The organism is Rhodococcus sp. UNC23MFCrub1.1 (genome assembly GCF_000686025.1).
GTDB lineage: Bacteria > Actinomycetota > Actinomycetes > Mycobacteriales > Mycobacteriaceae > Rhodococcoides.
This window is the reverse complement of record NZ_JMLQ01000001.1, coordinates 156,489-177,659: the sequence shown is the minus strand read 5'-3', so window position 1 is coordinate 177,659 and position 21,171 is coordinate 156,489. Positions and strand designations below refer to the sequence as shown.

Below are 21,171 nucleotides of genomic sequence, written 5' to 3'. Positions count from 1 at the left end.
TCTCTGGGCGAGCCCGTCACCCCTTCCGGGGGTGGCGGGCTCGCCCGTTTGCGTCTCGATGTCGCCTACGACGGCACTGCCTTCGCCGGCTGGGCTCGACAACGCGACCAACGGACCGTGTGCGGTGTGCTCGAGGAGCGACTGTCCGCCATCTTCGGTACCCCACTCGAGCTCACCGTGGCCGGGCGGACTGATGCCGGCGTGCACGCCGAGGGCCAGGTCGCCCACGTCGACGTGCCGCGAACCGCGTTGGCCCGCATCGATCCTCGCGATCCCGACCGCGCACCCGACCCGGCGTTGCTGGTGCGCCGACTCGCGCGTTTTCTGCCGACGGACGTTCGCGTCCTGCGTGTGACGTTGGTGTCCGACGATTTCGACGCCCGGTTCTCCGCACTGCGGCGGCACTACGAGTACCGACTGTCCACCGCGCCCTACGGAACTCCGCCCCTCCGAGCGGGTTTCGTGGTGCCGTGGACCCGCACACTCGACGTGGCGGCGATGCAGGAGGCGTCCTCCACTCTCGTCGGCCTCCACGATTTCGTCGCGTTCTGCAAGCGCCGTGACGGCGCCACCACCGTGCGGGAGCTGCAGCGCTTCGACTGGGTGCGGGACGGCGACGATCTCACCGCGCACGTGAGCGCGGACGCGTTCTGCTGGTCGATGGTGCGTTCCCTGGTCGGGGCGATGCTGGCTGTGGGCGAAGGACGCCGTGACCTGACGTGGGTACGCGGCCTGCTGGGAGCCGGTGCGAGGTCGAGTTCGATCACCGTGGCCCCGGCGCACGGCCTGTCGCTGGTGCGTGTCGACTACCCGGTCGATGCGGAGCTGGCCGATCGCAGTCGCACGACCCGGGCCACGCGATCGTTGCCCGGTGCCTGCTGCGGCTAGCCTCTTCAGGCATGGCTCCTGTTCTCGGCGTGATCATCGGCTCGGTCCGGACGGGGCGTGTCGGCCCCACAATGGCTCAGTGGTTCGTGCGCCGCGCCTCGGCGGACGGGCGATTCGAGGTCCGGGTACTCGACCTCGCGGATGTCGTTCTGCCGATGGATCTCTCGGGTGGCCCCGGTGTCGACGAGCTGATCCGCTGGGTGGACGGCTGCGATGCCTTCGTGCTCGTCACTCCCGAGTACAACCACGGTTGCCCGGCATCGCTGAAATTGGCACTGGACTCGGTGAAGCTCGAATGGCGTGGCAAGCCGGTGGGTTTCGTCTCCTACGGCGGCACGGCCGGGGGAGTGCGAGCCGTGGAGCAGCTGCGTCTGGTGGTCGCGGAGCTGCACATGGCATCCGTGCGCGACGCCGTGCTGTTCCCCCGAGTGAAGAAGGCGTTCGAGGCGCACGGCGAGACGTCCGACGGTGCCGCGATCGATGGCGCACAGCGGATGATCGATCAGTTGCTGTGGTGGTCAGAGCGCGCCGGGCAGCCCTACCCGCGCGGCTGAGCCCGGTCGTGGGAGACCCCGCGGTCGACCGATGGCCTCGGTCTCGGCCGCGGTGGTGACGAGCCGCAGGGTGATGCTCCGCGACGCCATCGTCAGGGTTACCTCGTCGGTGACGTTCGGGGACTGGTCGATCACGATGTCGGTCCCGCCGGTCGACGAGGCAGGGTTCACCCGGAGCACCGTTCCCGGTACCGGAGCCGGTCTGTCTCCGGCATGATCGGCGACCACCAGATCCACCGCGGTGCCGGACTCGACGTCCGACACGGGAGTCACCACCGAGAGGGTGCCCGAATCCGCCACCGCGACGGCGAGATGGCGCCATGCATGGGGTCGGTCGGTCATCACCAGGACCACCGCGCCGACGGCCACGGCGCGGAAGACGATCTGGTGGACCACGTACAGCTCGCCGTGGACGTCGACGGTGTGGACGTCCCTTCCGAACAGTCGTGCGGTGACGGTGGTTCCGTCGGAGTCGACACCGACGACCTGACCGCATCCCGCGACCGGCAGCACGAGGGTGCTCCACTGCGCTCCCTCGACGGGGTGCGTGGGCGTCGCCGGCCGGGCGGTCGACACGAGGACGTCCTCCAGGCCCTGTCGATGCAGGCCGTCGAGCGTGCTGGACCCCGCGACCCGGATCGATCGGCGCTGCGGAGATTCGGCCGACAGGTAGCCGTAGGTCGCCGTCGCTTCGGTGGTGGTCGAGAGAGCCGCCCGGACGGCGAGACTCGTGACGTCCGCGTCGTGATCGCCGATCGAGTCGACCGCCGCCGCGGTCCAGGCGGACGGTGCGAGCCGCCGGGAGCGCCAGGTCGATCCGCCGAGCCGGGCGAAGCGCCACTGCGGACGGACGTGACGGAGGGGAACCCCACTCGTCACCAGAAGATCCGCCGCACGGATCTGATCGGAGGTGAGAAGGCTGCCCACGAGACCGTGGGTGCGCAGGACGTGCTGCAGTCGGGCCATGGTCGTGGCGAGCATCTGCACCGACCCCGCAGCAGTTCCGCCCCGACGCGCCGCGGCCGTCTCACCCTCGTGGACATCGGTCGAGAGGGAGAGGAAGGTTTGCCGCCGCGCCACCGACGCGAGCGGTCCGGCCATGGACAGGTAGGAGTCCGCGGCGCGGCGACCCCGTGCCGGACGCGTGCCGACGGAGGTGACACCCAGGTGGGTGGGCGCGTCCGTGCCCTGCGACAGTCGGTCGACGAGGTCGCGGAGCGGCACCACGGCATCGGGTGTCGCACCGCGTGAGCCGACCGTCGACCATCCGGCCGCAGCCGGTTCGACGTGGAGTTCCGCGACGATCGTCAGGTCGGATCCGTTCCACACCACACCGATCGGACCGCCGGGACGATCGAACGACAGCACCGTGCGCGCGGGTACCGGTCGATGCGCGAGAAGCCGTGGCCACGCCGAGAGGTGACCCACGACAGGACGCCCGTCCCGGGGGAGGCAGAGTCCGATCACGACGACCACTGCGGCCGTGATCGCCCATCGCGCAGGCACTCCCGACGTCGTGAGCGCGACGGCCACGCCGAGCGCCACTGCCTGCGACACCACGACGTCGCGTGCGGCCGTCATCCCCGGGCGAGTCTCGGACACCATGGCTCCTTCTCTGCGGTCGATGTACTGTGCCCTCACGCGGGACCCCTCCATCGGGTCCGGCGTGTCCGGCGGGGGGCCGGGCCGCGTCGCCGCGGCACCGAGGGCAGGGGATATCGATGGCAGGAACACCGACCACGCGATGGCAGATCGGTGCGCATCGGTTCTCTGTGAGACGGCTCGATCACGCACTGGTCCTGGGCGACACGTCGATGCGGCACGAACCGCTGCGATCGACGGCGCGGGCCTCCGCGGTCGGCGTCGTCGTGGCGGTCCTGATCCTCGCCGGTTGCGCCGCACTCGCCTTCGTCCGACCGGCCGCACGTATCGGTGATGCCGTGATCGTGCTGGACGACGAGAGTGGCGCTCTGTACGTCGTCGAGGACGACACGCTCCACCCCGCGTCCGATCTGGCGTCCGCCCGGTTGTTCGCCGGTCGGCCGGACGAGCCCACCGCGGTCGGTCCGGACGAGATCGCTCGACGCGCCCGAGGCGCCGCGATCGGTATCGGCGGTGCGCCGCAGGCGCTTCCGGTCACGACCGGTGCGATGGTCTGGTCCGTGTGCGAGGAGTCGGACAACGGCACGACCGATGTGACCGTCGAACCGGTGGGGACGCAGTCCGTCGCACCGCGTCGCGCACTCGACCCCGACGACGCGCTGGTGTGGCGTCGGGACGGCGTCGACTACCTGGTGCACGGACAGGTGCGCGCGCGGGTGGACCTGCAGAACACCGCCGTGACCCGAGCCCTCGGCCTGGAGGACGCGGTACCCACTCCGGTGTCGGCGGGGCTCTTCGACGCGGTGCCCGAAGCGCCGGAGATCGTGACCCCCACGGTGATCGGGTCGGGCGCTGCTGCCCCGTACCCGATCGGGGGTCGGCCCGTCGGATCCGTGGTGACGGTCGATCTCGGGGATCGTAGCGAGCACTACGTCGTTCTGCAGGACGGCGTGCAGGCGATCGGAGCGGCCACCGCGCAGCTGCTGCGCTTCTCCGATTCGGCCGGCCGGGTGGGTGTCGACGCCGTCCCGCCCGATGTGATCGCTCGGGCTCCGAGAACCGCTGCACCTCTGGCGGTCGACACGTTTCCGGAGCGACCACCGATCATCGTGACGGGCGGCGACGCCACCTGCGTGGAGTGGGTCGGGCCGGACGAGTCGACGGGGCGCGGCGCGCAGACGAGGATGACGATCGGTGCGACTGCCGACGCGCGCGCCGTGGCGCTGGCCGGGGCGGACGGTGCAGGGGATGGGCTGGACACCTTCTTCGTGGCACCGGGGTCCGGGCTGTACGTCGCCACCACCGGGCAGGCCGCCGACGACCCGCGCCGCGATTCCGCCTTCTACGTCGCCGACACGGGAACCCGCTTCGGCGTCCCGTTCACGCAGGACGCGGAGGCACTCGGACTCGGCGATCCGGCACCGGCGCCGTGGCCCGTCGTGGGACTGCTGCCGCCCGGTCCGGCGCTGACCGTCGATGCGGCCCGTGTGGGTCACGACGGGTCCTGACGCCGGACCACCGCGCGTACCGCCAGTGCGCCGGACACGAGCAGCAGGATCCCGACGGAGGACGCCAGGGCGAGTAGTGCGTCGCGACGGTCGGCGACCGGCGGTGTCGTGCGCGGGGACAGTCGCACGGACGCGTCGGCACCCCGTGCGACCGCGCTGCCCGTCACCGCCGCCACCGGATCCAGACTGCCGTGGCCGACAGCCGAGTCCCAGTCACCTGCCGGTGAGTGCGCCGTCGTCACGATGCGGTCGATGACATCCGCCGCGGACAGCTCCGGATGACGCGCCCGCACCAGGGCGGCCGTCGCGGAGACGAACGGTGTGGCGAAACTCGTTCCCGTGAAGGCTGTTCGGCGCCCCTCGTCGTCGAGGGTGCCGTCGGCCAGACCGGTACCCGTGGCACCGAGGGACGTGACCTCGGTACCCGGAGCTGCGACGTCGACCCACGGCCCGTTCAAGCTGAACGACGACGGCCGCCCGTCCGGGTCCAGCGATCCCACGGTGAGGACGTACTCGTCGAACCACGCCGGCGACGCGAGAGTCACCGGCAGCGCCGTGTCTCGTCCGTCGATGCCGCGGATGAGGTCGTTCTGCGTCCGGCACCGACGGCCGTCCAGATTCCCCGCAGCTGTGACGATCACGGCATCCCTGTCCACCGCGGCGTACCGCACGGCGGCTCCCAGTGCGCCGTCGCCCATCGACGATCCAGCGCTCGCACAGGCGACCTCCGAGATGTTGACGACGTCCGCGCCCGCGTCGACAGCGGTGCGGATCGCCGCGGCCATCGACTCGACGTCGCCGTACCCCGCGGAGGTGGAACCGTTCTCGTCGGCCTCCCGCTCGGAGGACGTCGCGGCGAAGGCTGCACTGGACTGACGAATCGAGAGGATCGTGGCGTCCGGCGCTCCGCCGGCGAAGCCGGATCCCGGGACCGGCCGAGCAGCGATGAGTCCGGCGACGACGGTGCCGTGTGCATCGCAGTCCTCGAGCCCGTCGCCCGTCGAGACGTAGTCGCCGCCGGCTCGCAGAGTCGGGAGGAGCGGATGTGGTGCGACCCCGGTGTCGATGACGGCGATGATCTGACCTGCGCCTCGGGTGAGGCCCCACACGTCCGAGAACCGGAGCGTCCTCTGAGCCGCGGGTACCACCGCCGTCACGGGCGCCTCGGAGACGGCCGCGCACCGGGTGCGCTGCTCGGTCGGTTCGGACGGGGCCGCGGCAGCCTGCTCGGGGAGCAGTCCGGGATCGATCAACGGTGTGTCTGCGGTTGCCGTACCCGCCGTGGGCAGGGCCAGAACGACCATTGCTGCGACGAGACATGCGGTCACCCCTGGTCGTCGCTGAGCCGTCACAGGCCGCGCGCTGCCGAGTAGGCCCCGACGACGAGACAGACGAGAGGAACGATCGAGACCACGACGGCCAGTTCGGCCAGTTCGGCCGCCCGGCGCGCGACGGGGGAGAATCGCCGACCCGGCGCGACGACACCGATCAGGATCGCGAGGACGCCGACCGCCACCGCAGCCCCGGTCCACCACGGCCACAGGTCGGCACGTGTGGACGCACCGACTGCGAGGACGACGAGGACGGCCGCGACACCCGCGGTGACAGCGACGGCGCAGCGCAGACGATCGACACCCACGCGGCCCCGGCAGCACAGGACGGAGGCGATCGCGGCAGCGGCAGCGAGTCTGCCGGGATCGACGGTCGCGGCGATGTCGTGCGTGGCCACGACGATCGCCCCCGCCGAGGCGAGCAGGGACAACCCCGTCGTGTAGCCGGTGAGGTACTGCTGAGCTGTGCGAGCTCGTTCCGCGACGACGTCGACGTCGGCGAGAGCGGACTCGTGTGCGGCGACGAGGGCGGCTTCCGACGGCCGCGTCGGCGGTCCCTCGTGTCCCGGGTGGTCGAGACGAGCGCCGGCATCGGCGAGTGGTACCGGGGGAAGGCGTATTCCGGCTCGTGCGGCCGACAGTCGCGGGGCGCGGGTGAGCGCCAGGGTGCACACGCCGGCGGTGACCGCCGCGATCGTCACGGTGGGCACGTCGCTCAGCGCCTCGACAGCAGCGGCGACGGCGCCCACGAGGCTCACCGTCGACACCGCGGTGAACGTGGCGCGTCCCTCGCGGCCGGCGATCATCGAGGTGACGACGGACGCCGCCGCGCTCAGCGCGAATCCGAGCACGGCGTCGGCCGCGGCATCCTGGCCGGGAACGAGCATCGTGCCCGCGGCGAACGCGAGGAGACACCCGGTCGACCTGAGACCGAAGCTCAGGGCCGACGGGACGCGCGCCGCGGTGCACACACACGCGGCCACGACGGTGAGCAGCGCGAGGACGGCGAGACTCGCTGCCGCAGGGACTCCGCTCGTTCTCGTCGCGGTCCATCCCGCGGTCGCCAGTGCCGCCGTCGACACGACGGTGGCTGCGACGACCGAGTCGGAGCGGGCCCACGAGCGGCCGTTGCCGAGGACGGCCACCGCCTCCGTCAGATCGTCGAAGACCGGCGGTGAGGACTCTCGTCCGCGGTGGAGAACCAAGACGTCGCCGTCCCGAACACCGTTGTCCAGCAACGAGAGACGCGCGTCGAGCGGCACTCCCACCATCGTCGAGAGCGACCGTGGGCCCGGCGAACGATCCGAGTCCGCGCGCTCGTCGATCAGCGCCGTCAGAGCGGGCACCGTCGCGGCGACGGCGACTCCGCCGGGAACCGAGACGTCCACCTCGACGTCCCCCGTGATCACGGTGATGCGCAGCACGGCCGGCTCGATCCGGCGTACCGCGGATTCGCGCGTCGTGGACAGCGGCGCAGCGGTCGGCGCGATGGTCATCGAAAGTCCCCCCGAACTCTCTTCCCGCGGTCGCACCGCGGGTCGTGCGAGCACTATAGGTCAGTTCGGTGACATCGCCTCGCGATATGCACAGGCACGAGGGTTCGTCCACAACCCTCGTCGTCTTCCCTCCCGGTCGTCGGCGTCCGGCGCTACGGTCTGACCCGACTCGCCGAACGGGGCGGCGAGCCACTGGGGGGGTGGACGTGGTGGTCGGACGTGAGGGCGAGTACGCGACGGCGGTGGACACGCGGGTGGTCCATGGTCGACCGCCGCGCGAGGACGCGCCGCGGGTGCCGGGCGGCACCGTCGAGATGGAGCCGCCACCGGAGATTCCGCGGGTGGTCCCGGGGAACCCGCTCCTGAAGATGCTGCCTCTGGTCATGGTGGTCGCGATGGTCGGCATGGTTGCCCTCATGATCACGTCGGGCGCGGCCGCCAACCCGATGACGCTGCTGTTCCCGGCCATGATGGTGGTGTCCATGCTGGGGATGTTCGCCGGTGGGGGCCGCGGAGGCGGGCCACGGACGGCCGAACTCGACGAATCGCGCAAGGACTATCTGACGTACCTCGGTGCGATGCGCGAGCGGGTCCGGTCGACGGCGTCGGCGCAGCACGAGGCACTGGCCTTCTCCCATCCTGATCCGTCGACGCTGTCCTCGTTCGCCGGAACCTCACGCATGTGGGAGAGGCGGTCGACAGACGACGACTTCGTCCATCTGCGGGTGGGCGTGGGCGACCAACGACTCGCCACTCGCCTCGTCACACCCGACACGGGTCCGCCCGAGGGTCTCGAGCCTGTGTCGGCCGCCCTCCTGCGCTCGTTCGTCCGGACCCATGCCATCGTGTCGGACCTTCCCACCGCGGTCTCGTTGCGCGCGTTCTCCGTGATCGGTGTCGACGGCCCCGTCGAGGCGGCGAGAGCGCTCGTGCGCTCGATGGTGTTGCAGGCGTGCACTTTCCACAGTCCGGACGACATCAGCGTGGTGGTCGTCGTGGACGACTGCACCGCGGCGACGTGGGACTGGACGAAGTGGTTGCCGCACCACGGGGACGAGACCGCGTCGGACGGTGGCGGGCGACGGCGGCTGACCTTCGGATCGCCGGCGGAGGCAGCGCGGGACCTCGCCGTCCCGGCGGCAGACTCGTCGACCGGTGCGCGGCCCCATCGCATCGTGGTCGTGGATCGCGGTGCCGAGGACGGTGTCGAGGATGCCGAGACATGGGAGACCGTGACGAGGGGCGGGGACGTGACGGTCCTGACCGTGTCCGGTGCGGGCCGGGACGGCACCGCGGATCGCACACTCGTCCTGGTCGTCGGCGACGGCGCGGACAGGCCTGCGCTCGGCGCACGGAGCGCGGCCGGAGTCGAGATGTTCGGTACCGCGGACGGTGTGGACGTGGTCACCGCCGCCGTGGTGGCGCGGGGACTCGCTCGATTCCGGACGGGCGACACCGTCGTGCGGGCGGAGGGTGGCCCGCGCGTCCGAGCATGGGAACACCTGCCCGGCATGACGTCTCCCGACAGTCTCGACCCCGGCGTCGCCTGGTCCTCCCGTTCCGGGCGGTCGCGACTGCGCGTCCCGTTCGGACTCGACGACGACGGTCGCGTCGTCGAGCTCGACCTGAAGGAGGCCGCCGAGGGGGGTATGGGACCGCACGGACTCTGTATCGGCGCCACGGGATCGGGAAAGTCGGAACTGTTGCGGACGCTGGTGCTCGGACTCGTCGCGACGCACCCGCCCGACGTCCTGAATCTCGTCCTCGTCGACTTCAAGGGTGGGGCCACGTTTCTCGGACTGGAATCGGCGCCCCACGTCGCGGCCGTCATCACCAATCTGTCCGAGGAAGCGCAGATGGTCGAGCGGATGCGCGACGCGCTCGCGGGCGAGATGACTCGACGGCAGGAACTGCTCAGGGCCGCCGGCAATTACGCGAACGTCTCCGATTACACCCGTGCGCGCGAGGGTGGTGCCGCACTCGCGCCTCTACCGGCGCTCTTCGTCGTCGTCGACGAGTTCTCCGAACTGCTGACCCGGTTCCCGGAGTTCGCCGAGCTCTTCGTCGCGATCGGGCGACTCGGGCGCTCGCTGCACATCCATCTGTTGCTGGCGAGCCAGCGGCTCGACGAGGGTCGGCTGCGCGGACTCGACAGTCATCTCTCCTACCGCATCGGTCTGAAGACGTTCTCGGCCTCCGAATCTCGATCGGTTCTGGGTGTCGCCGACGCGCATCACGTGACCGGGGGTCCGGGAGTGGGGTTCCTCAGAACGGACTCCAGCGAGCTGGTGCGCTTCACCGCGATGTACGTCTCGGGTCCCCGTCTGCGGAGCGACGAGCCCGCAGCGCTCTCGGTCGGCGCAGGCTCGACCGGGCCCCGTCTCTTCACGGCGGCGCCGGTGCCGCTGCTCGACGAGACCGCCCTCGAACCGGCGGGTGAACCGCCGTCTCCGTCCGAGTCGTCGGACGGCGGCACCGTCCTCTCCGCCGTCGTCGCGCGAGTGCGCGGTCACGGGCGTCCCGCACACCGGGTGTGGCTACCGCCGTTGGACCGGCCCGTCACACTCGACTCGGTGTCACCGGACACGGCGCTCGGCGGTGACCGGCCCGACACTGCGGGGTCACTGCGCGCCGTGGTCGCACTGGTCGACCGGCCGTACGACCAGCGACGCGATGCACTCGAACTCGACCTCACCGGTGCGTCCGGGCACGTGGCGATCGTCGGGGGACCGCAGTCCGGCAAGTCCACCGCGCTCTGCACGCTCGTCCTCGATCTGGCTCTGCGGTACTCCCCGCACCACGTGCAGTTCCACGTCCTGGACTTCGGCGGTGGATCCGTCGGACGGCTGGTAGGCCTTCCTCACGTCGGATCCGTCGCGGTCCGCTCGGAGGCGGACGCCGTGCGACGCATCGTCGCCGACGTGGTCGGAACCGTTCGACGCCGCGAGGAGTTGTTCCGCACCGGCGAGATCCGGTCGATGGCCGACGCGCGGCGCAGGCGAGAGTCGGGTGGAGACAGTGCACCGCCGGTGCCGGACATCGTTCTGGTCGTCGACGGGTGGAGCACGATCCGAGCCGAGTTCGAGGCCCTCGAACCGTCCCTGCACCAGCTGGTGTCGAGCGGACTCTCCTACGGGGTGCACGTCGTCCTCGCCGCGAGTCGGTGGGCCGAGCTCCGTCCCGCGGTGAAGGATGCCGTCACCACGAGAGTCGAACTGCGCATGGGTGATCCGTCGGACTCGGACATCGGCCGAGCACGGGCGATGCACGTCCCGACGCGTCGGCCCGGTCGAGGCATCACCCCGGACGGGTTGCATCTGCTCGTCGCGCTCCCGCGTGTCGACGGCATCGCCGACACGGACGATCTCGGACACGGGACCGACCGCGCGATCGCCGGGTCGGTCCACCGGTGGCGGGGTGACGCACCGACGCCCCCGGTGCGACTGTTGCCGCGTCGACTCGAGCGCGACGACCTTCTGTCGTCCGTGTCGGCGTGGTGGCCACCGTCCGCCTCGGGGACATTCGTCGCCACCGTGCCGGTGGGTGTCGACGAGAACGATCTCGCGCCGGTCGTTCTGGATCTGGCCGAGCATCCGCACCTTCTCGTCCTCGGCGACTCGGGCTGCGGGAAGACCAGTCTGCTGCGATCGATCTGCCGTTCGCTCGCGCAGGCCAACGACGCCACGTCGCTGAGAATCCTCGCCGTCGACTACCGACGAACCCTGCTGGGCGACATCCCGTCCGATCGGCTCGCCGGTCACGCGTCCACGGCCGAGCAGGCCACGACGATGGTCGCCGAACTCGCGACCTACCTGCGTGCCCGCCGTCCGGGACCGGACACCACTCGTCGCGAACTCGCTGCGAGATCCTGGTGGACCGGTCCCGAGATCGTCGTGGTCGTCGACGACTACGACCTCGTCGTCACGCCGCACGGAAACCCGCTGACCGAGTTGCTGGAACTGCTGTCGCAGGCGCGGGACGTCGGTCTGCATCTCGTCGTCGCACGTCGGTGCGGCGGATCCGCTCGGGCACTGTACGAACCGGTCCTCGCGAGGCTCAAGGACCTGGCATCACCGGGACTGGTGATGAGCGGGAGCCGAGAGGAGGGCGTCCTGCTCGGCTCCGTCCGTCCGTCCGAACTCCCACCCGGACGCGGTGTGCTGGTCGGGCGCGGAACGGCGACACTGGTGCAGACCGCGCTGTGCGAGACCGCGCCGGACGAGCGGTGACGTCGCCCGTCGGGCTCGTCACGACCGTGGACGCGGTGTGGTGTTCACGGTTCGGGGTGCTGTCGAGAACTCCCGCAGACGGTTCCGCGTCCGTGGACGTCCTCGGCCACATCGACGACCGCGTCGTCACTCTCGCCGACGGACGCGAGGTCGAGGTGTCGACGATGGTGTCCGAGATGTTCACCGACGCTCTGCGCGATGCGGGGGTGCACGGTGGGGACCACGACCTGGTGCTGGTGCACCCACCGCACTGGGGAGCCGTGCGCTGCAGCGTCCTCACCGCGGCCGCGCGACCCCTCGCGCGTGACGTCCTCCTCGTGTCGTCGGCGCTTGTCGCGCGGGACGCGGCGCAGTCGGCCCGGCCCTGCCCGTGCGGTGGATCACGCTGCCGAACAGTGGTTCTCGACCGCACACCGCACCGCACCACGGTCTCGACCGTGGTGAGTACGGCCATCAGCAGCGACGTCGTGGACTGTGTTCTGACCGATCCCGCGATCGGAGGGGACGACGAGCTGACGGTGTCGCGCACTCGTGCCGCGGTGGACGGAGCTCTCGCTGCCGCGCCGGCCTGCCGACTCGTCGTGCACGGCGCGAGTGACACCTTGCCGCGAGCCGTACTCGACGAGATGAGCGATCTGACGGTGGTGACGGTGGACGACGAGGAGATGGCGGCAGCCGTGGTCCCGAGCGCGGGCGCGAGCCCCCTCCCGGTTCCGCCCGTCACATCGTCCGTACCGGCCGAGCTCACGCCCGGTAGGACGGGCGCGTGGCTGGCCGAACGAGCCGCCGCGGCGGCCGTGGACCGTCGGCGCACGACCCGACGGCCGGTCCTGGTGGCAGCGGTGGCGACCGCGGTGGTGTGCGTCAGCATCGGCGTCGCGGCACTGACCAGCGGACAGTCGCCCGCGCCTGCGACGGAGCGACCACGAGCCGCAGAACCGTCCATGGTCCCGGCCGGGCCCACTCGACCCACCGCGCCCACCACCGAGCCGGCCGCCGCGACGACGACGAGCGCCCCTGCCGGTACCGACTTCTCGATCGCCGGAACACACCTGATCGTGCCGGTGGGGTGGCATGTCGAGCCGGGTACGGAGCGGGTCGAGATCCGTCCCGACGCACCCGCCGGCATGCGACTGGTGCTGGTGGTCCGCGAACTCGGTGTGGGCGTCGGAATACCCGACGTGCAGGCCACCCTGTCGGCCGGGGTCGACGCCGCACCCGATCGACTCGGCGGGCTCGATCGACGGTCGGACGTATCCGATCGTCCCGCGCTCGTCTACACCGAGAAGGCGTCCGACGGCTCGACGGTGGCGTGGACGGTGATCGTGTCACCGGGGGAGCAGACGAGTCTCGGCTGTCAGAGCACCGAGGCCGCGAACCCTGTGATGGCGGAGGTCTGCACCGCGGTCCTCGCGTCCCTCGTCGTCGGGTGACGCGGTGGCGGAGACGGAACCGTTCGCCGAGTCGTCGCGTCGAAGGAGGTGCAGGGGAAGTTCCGGGTACCGGCCCGGACCACACCGAGGGGGGATCGAGAGACCATGTCGCAGATGAAGACCACCGTCGAGACGATGCACGTCACCGCAGGGAAGGTGGACCAGCTGACGCTCGAGATCAAGGCGCTGCTGGACCAGCTGCGTGGCGACGTCCAGGCCGTCGGAGGGAGTTGGGAAGGCGCGGCGGCGATCGCGTTCCAGAACGTCATGACGAGCTGGGACGGCAGCGCGAACAAGTTGCAACTCGCGCTGGGTTCGATCGGGGACGCCATCAAGTCGAGCGGGACCGCCTACGGCGCTGCCGACGACGACAACACGCGCACCGTCACCGCCGCGGGCGGTTCGCTCAACCTCTGACCCGCCGATCATCCGATCTGCCCATCACTCACGTCAGGAAGGACGTTCACCATGAGATACGTGTTCGGTGCCATCGACCAGGTCACTGCTCAGATCGACGCGAAGCAGGCCACTCTCAACAGCAAGCTCGACGAACTGCGCCAGATCATCTCGCCGCTGGTGGCGGAATGGGAAGGCACGGCGTCGGAGTCGTACCAGGACAAGCAGCGCCAGTGGGACTCGGCGGCCCTGGAGCTCAATCAGGTTCTCGAGGCGGTCGGCAGTGCCGTCGGTCAGGGCAACGCCGACATGCAGGCACGCGAGGCGGCGAACCGGGGAATGTTCGCCTGATCACGGACGAGGTGGGCAACCGGGGCGTGGGGGGTGTCCGGTTGCCCATCTCCGACGGTCCGTACGACTCCGGTCGGCGCGGGGCGGATACTGGACGTCGTCATGACACAGCCGGATCAGCCCGTCACCGACCCGAGCGACCGCGACCACGCGGCTCGGGCGATCGCCCGCAGCCGGGTCGCGGCGGAACGTGCGCTCACCGAGGCCCGCATCGTGTCGCTCGCACGACAGCACCAGGCCATCGTCGAAGGGTCCCGGTGGACCACGGACGACGACGAGCACGATCCCGAGGGGTCGACCATCGCGTTCGAGCGCGCCGCCATCGCATCGATGTCGAGAGAGGCGCGGGAGGAACTGCGCGAACTCGACGACGCGGAGATGCGGATCGAGCGCGGCACCTACGGACAGTGCGAGGTGTGCGGCGGGGCGATCTCCGACCCCCGCCTCGAGGCGCTGCCCACTGCTCGCCGCTGCATCGACTGCACCTCTCGTCGGCGATGACGGTCGAGGGGTTTTGACCTGCCAGTACGTGGGCCGGTAAGGTACACCGTTGGCGTTCGGTACATCGAGTCGTCATGCACGACCGATACCGGTCCCTCGGGTCTCCACTGGCCGCCGAGACGATCGACCACGCGCCTGGCCAGCACCATCAGCGATGAGACAAGGAAGTTCTGTGTCCACGTACAGCCAAAAGGCCGGGGATGTCACCCGGACCTGGCACGTGATCGACGCCACCGACGTCGTTCTCGGCCGCCTCGCAGTCCAGGCAGCAACTCTGCTGCGTGGCAAGCACAAGCCCACGTATTCCCCCAACCTCGACGGCGGAGACTTCGTCATCGTCATCAACGCTGAGAAGGTCGCGATCAGCGGCAACAAGCGGACCGACAAGTTCCACTACCACCACTCGGGCTTCCCGGGCGGTCTCCGTGCGCGCAGCATCGGTGAGGTTCTGGACAAGAACCCCGACCGCGTCGTGGAGAAGGCCATCAAGGGCATGATCCCCAAGACCAAGCTCGGCAACCAGATCGCCGGCAAGCTCAAGGTCTACGCAGGTCCCGATCACCCCCACACGGCTCAGCAGCCCGTCCCGTACGAGATCAAGCAGGTGTCCCAGTGACCGCTCCCGAAGAGAACGTCGTGACCGAGACGGCCGAAGAGACCGTCCCCATCGGTGACTCCGTCGAGATCGCCGACGAGTTCGTCTCCGTCGAGGAGCCCGAGGTCGTCGCCGACATCGAGGCCGCCGCTCGTCCCGCCATCTACATCGATCGCCCCGTCACCACGGTCGGTCGTCGTAAGGAAGCCGTCGTGCGCGTGCGCATGACCCCCGGCTCGGGCGACTTCAAGCTCAACGGCCGCACCCTCGAGGACTACTTCCCCAACAAGGTGCACCAGCAGCTCATCAAGTCCCCGTTCGTCACCGTCGAGCGTGCGGACGGCTTCGACATCGTCGCCCTCCTGCACGGTGGCGGCCCGTCCGGCCAGGCAGGCGCCCTGCGTCTCGCCATCGCCCGTGCCCTCATCGAGGTCACCCCGGACGATCGCCCCGCCCTCAAGAAGGCCGGCTTCCTCACGCGTGACCCGCGTGCCGTGGAGCGCAAGAAGTACGGCCTGAAGAAGGCTCGTAAGGCATCGCAGTACTCGAAGCGCTGATCTCAGCACTTCTGGAGAAGCAGGCGCTCCGGCTGGTCCTCGGACCGCCGCGGGCGCCTGCTTCGCGTCACGGCACCTGCATTCGCTCCACCTGCTCGGAAGAGGTAACTGTCATGGCCCGGTTGTTCGGTACCGACGGAGTTCGGGGACTGGCGAACGAGGAGGTGACGGCAGACCTCGCACTGCGACTCGGCCGTGCCGCCGCAGCGGTGCTCGGCGAGGTCGCCTCGTCGACCACCCGCCCCCTGGCCGTGGTCGGACGGGACCCGCGCGCGAGCGGCGAGATGCTCGAAGCCGCGATCGTGGCCGGACTGTCCTCCGCCGGAGTCGACGTCCTCACGGTCGGTGACGTCCCCACCCCGGCCCTGGCCTACTTGACCGACGACTACGACGCGCAGCTCGGCGTCATGATCTCCGCATCGCACAACGCGATGCCCGACAACGGCATCAAGTTCTTCGCGGCCGGCGGCCACAAGTTGGACGACGACCAGGAAGACCGCATCGAAGCATTGCTCGACGCGCCCGCCACGGGCCCCGTCGGTGCCGCCATCGGCCGCGTGCGACAGGCCCCGGACGCTCTCGCCCGCTACGAGAGCCATCTCGCGACCATCGTCACCCGACGCCTCGACGGCATCACCGTCGTCGTGGACTGCGCTCACGGAGCCGCCTCGACCGCCGCGCCGGACGCCTACCGCGCCGCGGGAGCGACCGTGATCGCCATCAACGCAGACCCGGACGGCCTCAACATCAACGACGGATGCGGGTCCACTCACCTCGACGTGGTGCAGAAGGCCGTCGTCGAGCAGGGCGCAGACCTCGGACTCGCCCACGACGGCGACGCGGACCGTTGTCTCGCAGTGGACGCGAGCGGCGCCGTGGTCGACGGGGACGCGATCATGGCGATCCTCGCGATCGCGATGCACCAGCGCGGCGAGCTTCCCGACGACACGCTGGTCGCCACCGTCATGAGCAATCTCGGACTGCACATCGCGATGCGTGACGCCGGAATCACGGTGCGCACCACCGCTGTCGGCGATCGCTACGTTCTCGAAGAACTGCGCGCCGGCAATTACGGACTCGGCGGTGAGCAGTCGGGGCACATCGTCCTGCCCGCCTTCGGCACCACCGGTGACGGTGTGCTGACGGGCCTGCAGATCATGGCCAGGATGGCCGAGACGGGACGCACCCTCGAGGACCTCGCGTCCGTCATGCGCACGCTGCCCCAGGTGCTGATCAACGTGCCCGTGCAGGACAAGTCCGCCGCGACGTCGGCTCCGCTCGTGCAGGACGCGGTGACCCGTGCAGAGGACGAACTCGGACGAGAGGGGCGAGTGTTGTTGCGTCCCTCGGGAACCGAGCAGCTCGTCCGCGTGATGGTGGAAGCGGACACTGCAGACACCGCCCGCCGGCTCGCCGACCACATCGCGGATGTGGTCGGCGCCGTCGGCTGACGTCTCGGCCCGTCAGCCGATGAGGGCCTTGAGCTGCTCCACCTGACCCACGCGGCCAGCGGTGTCGGCTGCGATGGGGTGGATGTTCAGTGTGGTCACACCCGCGGACTCGAAGGCGGCGAGGCGCTCCTTGACGTAGCTCTCGGTGCCGATCAGCGAGATCGACCGGACCAGCTCGTCGGGAACGGCGGCCGTGGCCTCCTCCTTCTTGCCGACCAGGTAGAGGTCCTGGATCTTCTCTGCCTCCGCCTCGTACCCGTACCGCACCGCGAGGTCGTTGTAGAAATTCTTGCCCTTGGCGCCCATGCCACCGATGTAGAGCGCGAGCTGGGGCTTGATCCACGGAAGGAACTGGTCGGCGTCGTCGCCGATGGCCACGGCGGGGCTGGCGTAGACGTCCAGCTCACCCAGAGACGGGTCGCGCTTCGCCTTACCGGCCGCGAGCGACTCGCCCCACACCGACTCGGCCTTCTCCGGATGGAAGAAGATGGGCTCCCAGCCCTGGGCCAGCTCGGCGGTGAGCGCGACGTTCTTGGGTCCGAGTGACGCGATGACGATCGGAATGTCGGCTCGCACAGGATGATTGATGAGCTTGAGCGGCTTGCCCAGACCCGTGCCCTGATCGGCGGGCAGCGGAATCTGGTAGTACTTGCCCTCGAACTGCACCTTCTCGCGGCGCCACACCTGGCGGCAGATCTCGATGATCTCGCGGGTGCGGCCGAGCGGGGCGTCGTACTTGACGCCGTGGAATCCCTCGATCACCTGGGGGCCGGACGCGCCGATACCCATCACGAATCGTCCGCCGGAGACGTAGTCGAGACCGGCGGCAGTCATCGCGAGCAGCGACGGCGTGCGGGTGTAGATCTGGAAGATGCCCGATGCCAGCTGGATCGTCGAGGTCTTCGCCGCGAGGAAGCCGATCTGGCTCACCGCGTCGAACGAGTACGCCTCGGGAATGAACGCGATGTCCATTCCCGCCTTCTCCAGGGCCCCGACCTCCTCGACCGTCTCGCTGAACCCGCCCGAGTAGTTCAATTGCATACCGATGCGCATGGGGCTCCCTGATCGCCGAAGTGTGTGTTACTCACCTGTGAATTCGGAGGTTACCGGTCCTACCGGCCGTGCCCACCGACGGCTGCCGTTTCGCGGGAACGCGGGGGAGCGGCGGTGCGTCTGATCTGTGGAGATCGCGCTCTCGTGCATCACTTCGGAAGGGACGACATGGCCAGTGGAACGTCGCGAGGCGGAACGACGCTGGACGAGGGGGCAGCCCGGGCGGCGATCGCGGCCCTCGAGGAGTCCGCGACAGCCGTACGAAGGTCCGCCGAGCGCGGTGTGGGCGGTCTGTTCGGTGTCGAGTCGGCGGGCCGGAACCACCGGGCGGAGGCGGCCGCCCTGCAGGACAGCCTCGGGCGGTTGTCGGAGGGCCTGCGGTCCTGGTCGGACGCCACCGCTGCGACGTCGGCCGCCCTGCGGGCGTCGATCGACGGCTCGGTGTCGCTCGACGATGTCACCGCCCTGCGCGTCGCGGCGCCGGGTGTGCCGGCACGGCGAGGTGACCGGTGACCGCACCGGTGCCGTCGACGATCGACGGTCTGCTGGATCTCGGGAGTGAGGGCCTGGCGTTCTTCGCGACGTTCCTCCCGCTGGTCGGAGCGAGCGGCGCGCCGATGACCACGACCCACGTCGCGCTCTGCGCTCGCTACGACGAGCAACGCGGACTCGACACCGAGGCTCTCCGGGCTGACGCCGACCGGCTCGGCGCCGCGGCGGCCGAGGCGCGCGCGGAGATCGGGCGTCAGTCCGACGCAGCGGAGTCGTTGGGGCAGGCCTGGTCGGGAGATGCCGCCGACGCCGCGCTCGACCTCCTTCGACGGCAGTGCGCGAGGTCGGCCGCCCACGCCGACCAGCTCGAGGCGATTGGTTCAGCGATGGCCTCCGCGTCGGCGGGGTTGCACGCGATCGTCGAGGACAAGTCGATCGCCGCCTCCGCGTTCCGCACCGACGAGGTGGGCGGTCGCGATGCAGCGCAGGTCGCGGCCACCATCGCCGGAGCCGGAGGTGCATCCGCACCCGACGCGGTGCGGACGCTGGCCTCGGTGTTCCCGGGCCTCGAGGCGATGCTGCTGTCCGCGTCGGATCCCGGCCGGCGGCAGGCCGAGGTCCTCGAACCGGTCGCAGCCCGATGCCGAGAGTGGTTGGACACCGTGTTCGTGCCCGCGATGACCGAGCGTGTGGCCGCATTCGAGGAACTGTGCACCTCGACGGAGACCGCCGTGTCCGAGATCTACGCGGCACTCTGCGCCGCTGCGGTGGACATCGACGGCTCCCCGTGGCCGAGTGGTCACCGGTCCGTCGAGGACGACGCGTGCGAGTGTGTGCCGGCGGAAGGCACCGCGCCGGCTGCAGCGACCGCGCCGGCGTCGGTGACGGCGCCGGCCGCTGCACCCGAGCCGCCGTCGCTCGCCGTCGCGCCCTCTCCTGTGGTCGCGGAGCCGCCCGCGACGCTGCCTGTCGCTCCCGTCGAGGATCGCTCACCGCTCGCCGAACTGATCGGGCGGGCGGTGCGGGACGCGGTGACCGAGGTGGTGTCGACTGCGGCGCCGTGCGACCCACCGCCCGCCGAGGCGCAGATCTCACCGGAGGCGGCGCTGACTGCGCCTGCCGAGAACGTCGCGCGCGGTCACCTCGAGGCGGAGCTCGACGGTCGCGGGGTGAGTGTCGCCCTCGGCGCGGACGGGGCCGTGGACATCCGCACCCACGACGCGGCGGGGGAGTCCCATCACTTCGCTCTCGCTGCCGGGCCTCTCGGACTGCCCGTCCTCACCGAGGTGATGGACGAGGCGGCGCCGCAATCGGGTCAGCCTGCAGAGTCGTCGTCCGAGACCCCGGACACAGCGGAACGGGACGAGCCGCATCAGGAGGCAGTCGAACAGGAGGCAGCGGATCAAGGGCTCCCGGTCGTCGAGGCCCCGGTCGTCGAGGCCCCGGTCGTCGCACCACCGGTCGTCGCGCCACCGGACTGCGTTCCCGCTGCTGCGGAATCCGGCGGTGTCACGGAACCCGGTGTGCTGCAACCGGACACAGACCCGAGCGGTGAGGCAGCGACGGTCGGCGAGCCGGCGCGACCCGAGCTCGCGGAAGCCGGTCCGCTGTGAACTCGCAGAACACCGCTGACATCATCGACGCCGTCGTCCGGGAGCACCGGCGGGCGACGCGACGTGTGCGGACCCGCCTCGCGGCCATCGACGAGGAGGCTCGGAGGCGCTCGGAGGCCGCACGGGTGGCGCCGCGTCGCGCCGGAGTGATCCTGCGATCGCCCACAGAGGCGGTGGCCGGCGACGAGGCTCCGCCGGCGGCGCCTCAGCGACCGGCGAGGTGGCTCAGCTGACGGATCGCGCTGACCTTCTTGGGGGCGTCCGCGGTCGGCGCGTTCGGGTCGACCACCTCGGTGCCCTTGACGACGGCGTCGGGATCGGAGAAGTCAGAGTACGTGTCGTCGCCCGCGAGGCGGTGCAGGAGGAAGCCGGTGAGCAGTGCCTGCACCGAGCGCCGAGTTTTCGGCTGGGCGTTGCCGACGCCGAGGAAGCTGAGCAGCTTCCGGCCCTCGACCATGCCGTCACCTTCCGACTTGTCGATCACGCGGAGCAGGGTGGGGCCACCGAGCGCATCGGCGAGCGCGACGGGCTCCGCGGTGAGGGAGTTCAGTTCGGAGGGACTGCCGAGAACCAGAGCGGGCGCCGTGACCGCGTCGGCGATGCCGGGCGACAGGGCGCGCGGAGAGGTGGGCGCCGGATAGAGCGCACCGAGAGCGGCGACGTCCGATCGCTGAGCCGCGGCGATCACCGCGGCGCCCGCGCCCATGGAATGGCCCACCAGGCCGAGCTTGGCGGGATGCACGCTGATGTCGCCGGTGCCGAGACGGATGCCGGTGCACACGTCGAGCGCGACGAGGAGATCCTGCGCCAGGGCACTGTGGGAGGGCACCGGTCCGCGCTGCGTGTTCGGCGCGACGACGACGATGCCCCACGACGCGAGGTGCCGCAGCGTGGAGTCGTAGTGCGAGGCGCCGGTCATCCAGCCGTGCGCGAAGGCGATCGCCGGCAGTCCCGTGCCCTCACTGGGCGTGTAGATCACACCGGGCAGGCCCGCGAGAGCGAGGTCACCGCGCAGCACGCGATGGGGACCCCGCTTGGTCAGGTCGGCGACCAACTTCTGCGTCTTCGGCACAGCACTGACCGTAGTCGACGCGGCAGTTCGCCATGCCGTCGACGTGCGG

Annotated in this window: 19 protein-coding genes; 14 read left to right on the top strand and 5 right to left on the bottom strand. The window is 70.4% G+C overall.

The genetic code is table 11. From position 1 onward, the window contains the following. Window positions 1–48 precede the first annotated feature (48 nt). Window positions 49–888 (top strand): tRNA pseudouridine(38-40) synthase TruA, encoded by an 840-nt coding sequence (gene truA / locus BR07_RS0100800; RefSeq protein ID WP_027503820.1) that lies wholly within the window; start codon window positions 49–51, stop codon window positions 886–888. An 11-nt stretch (window positions 889–899) separates the two neighbouring features. Then, a complete protein-coding gene (locus BR07_RS0100795; protein ID WP_027503819.1) occupies window positions 900–1,442 on the top strand; it encodes an NADPH-dependent FMN reductase in 543 nt (180 codons plus the stop codon). Here the strand turns inward: BR07_RS0100795 and BR07_RS0100790 are convergent. Beyond that, window positions 1,407–3,044, bottom strand: a complete 1,638-nt coding sequence (locus BR07_RS0100790; protein ID WP_197027704.1) for a type VII secretion protein EccE — start codon at window positions 3,042–3,044, stop codon at window positions 1,407–1,409. The two genes, BR07_RS0100795 and BR07_RS0100790, sit on opposite strands and share 36 nt — an antisense overlap. 119 nt (window positions 3,045–3,163) lie before the next feature. On the opposite strand from BR07_RS0100790, the gene eccB reads away from it, so the two are divergent. After that, a complete protein-coding gene (gene eccB / locus BR07_RS22705) occupies window positions 3,164–4,552 on the top strand; it encodes a type VII secretion protein EccB (RefSeq protein ID WP_037183834.1) in 1,389 nt (462 codons plus the stop codon). On the opposite strand, the gene mycP is transcribed toward eccB, so the two are convergent. Both mycP and eccD read right to left on the bottom strand, forming a co-directional pair. Beyond that, window positions 4,537–5,856 (bottom strand): type VII secretion-associated serine protease mycosin, encoded by a 1,320-nt coding sequence (gene mycP, locus BR07_RS0100780; RefSeq protein WP_051612920.1) that lies wholly within the window; start codon window positions 5,854–5,856, stop codon window positions 4,537–4,539. The genes eccB and mycP overlap by 16 nt on opposite strands. 44 nt (window positions 5,857–5,900) lie before the next feature. Further along, window positions 5,901–7,379 (bottom strand): type VII secretion integral membrane protein EccD, encoded by a 1,479-nt coding sequence (gene eccD, locus BR07_RS0100775; protein WP_027503816.1) that lies wholly within the window; start codon window positions 7,377–7,379, stop codon window positions 5,901–5,903. 314 nt (window positions 7,380–7,693) lie between these two features. On the opposite strand from eccD, the gene BR07_RS0100770 reads away from it, so the two are divergent. The 8 genes from BR07_RS0100770 to glmM all read left to right on the top strand — a co-directional run bounded on the left by BR07_RS0100770 (window position 7,694) and on the right by glmM (window position 16,892). Next, a complete protein-coding gene (locus BR07_RS0100770) occupies window positions 7,694–11,608 on the top strand; it encodes a type VII secretion protein EccC (RefSeq protein WP_037184152.1) in 3,915 nt (1,304 codons plus the stop codon). Then, a complete protein-coding gene (locus tag BR07_RS0100765; protein ID WP_155956890.1) occupies window positions 11,605–13,041 on the top strand; it encodes a type VII secretion-associated protein in 1,437 nt (478 codons plus the stop codon). Before BR07_RS0100770 ends, BR07_RS0100765 begins: the two co-directional genes overlap by 4 nt. A 114-nt stretch (window positions 13,042–13,155) precedes the next feature. Continuing rightward, window positions 13,156–13,458 carry a WXG100 family type VII secretion target gene (locus tag BR07_RS0100760; RefSeq protein ID WP_162246747.1) on the top strand — a complete coding sequence of 101 codons (303 nt, stop codon included), beginning with the start codon at window positions 13,156–13,158 and terminating at the stop codon, window positions 13,456–13,458. A gap of 51 nt (window positions 13,459–13,509) precedes the next feature. Then, window positions 13,510–13,788, top strand: a complete 279-nt coding sequence (locus tag BR07_RS0100755; RefSeq protein WP_027503812.1) for a WXG100 family type VII secretion target — start codon at window positions 13,510–13,512, stop codon at window positions 13,786–13,788. 102 nt (window positions 13,789–13,890) lie between these two features. Beyond that, a complete protein-coding gene (locus tag BR07_RS0100750; RefSeq protein WP_081821019.1) occupies window positions 13,891–14,289 on the top strand; it encodes a TraR/DksA family transcriptional regulator in 399 nt (132 codons plus the stop codon). A gap of 172 nt (window positions 14,290–14,461) precedes the next feature. After that, on the top strand, window positions 14,462–14,905 hold the full coding sequence (gene rplM, locus BR07_RS0100745) for a 50S ribosomal protein L13 (protein WP_027503810.1): 444 nt from the start codon (window positions 14,462–14,464) through the stop codon (window positions 14,903–14,905). A 50-nt stretch (window positions 14,906–14,955) separates the two neighbouring features. Then, window positions 14,956–15,441: a 30S ribosomal protein S9 gene (gene rpsI, locus BR07_RS0100740; protein WP_371831715.1), complete on the top strand. Its 486-nt coding sequence runs from the start codon at window positions 14,956–14,958 to the stop codon at window positions 15,439–15,441. Window positions 15,442–15,554: 113 nt separating this feature from the next. Next, a complete protein-coding gene (glmM, locus tag BR07_RS0100735; protein WP_027503808.1) occupies window positions 15,555–16,892 on the top strand; it encodes a phosphoglucosamine mutase in 1,338 nt (445 codons plus the stop codon). 12 nt (window positions 16,893–16,904) lie between these two features. Here glmM and BR07_RS0100730 read toward each other — a convergent pair whose 3' ends face one another. After that, window positions 16,905–17,945 (bottom strand): LLM class F420-dependent oxidoreductase, encoded by a 1,041-nt coding sequence (locus BR07_RS0100730; RefSeq protein WP_027503807.1) that lies wholly within the window; start codon window positions 17,943–17,945, stop codon window positions 16,905–16,907. A 168-nt stretch (window positions 17,946–18,113) separates the two neighbouring features. On the opposite strand from BR07_RS0100730, the gene BR07_RS22700 reads away from it, so the two are divergent. From BR07_RS22700 to BR07_RS0100715, 3 genes are read left to right on the top strand one after another with little or no spacing between them, the layout of a single operon-like run. Next, window positions 18,114–18,458 carry a hypothetical protein gene (locus BR07_RS22700; RefSeq protein WP_155956889.1) on the top strand — a complete coding sequence of 115 codons (345 nt, stop codon included), beginning with the start codon at window positions 18,114–18,116 and terminating at the stop codon, window positions 18,456–18,458. After that, complete coding sequence (locus tag BR07_RS0100720; protein ID WP_027503806.1) at window positions 18,455–20,050, top strand: hypothetical protein; 1,596 nt, start codon at window positions 18,455–18,457, stop codon at window positions 20,048–20,050. Before BR07_RS22700 ends, BR07_RS0100720 begins: the two co-directional genes overlap by 4 nt. Further along, window positions 20,047–20,283: a hypothetical protein gene (locus BR07_RS0100715; RefSeq protein WP_027503805.1), complete on the top strand. Its 237-nt coding sequence runs from the start codon at window positions 20,047–20,049 to the stop codon at window positions 20,281–20,283. Before BR07_RS0100720 ends, BR07_RS0100715 begins: the two co-directional genes overlap by 4 nt. On the opposite strand, the gene BR07_RS0100710 is transcribed toward BR07_RS0100715, so the two are convergent. Beyond that, window positions 20,256–21,122, bottom strand: coding sequence for a dienelactone hydrolase family protein (locus BR07_RS0100710; RefSeq protein ID WP_027503804.1), 867 nt, complete (start codon window positions 21,120–21,122; stop codon window positions 20,256–20,258). The genes BR07_RS0100715 and BR07_RS0100710 overlap by 28 nt on opposite strands. Between the last annotated feature and the right edge of the window lie 49 nt (window positions 21,123–21,171).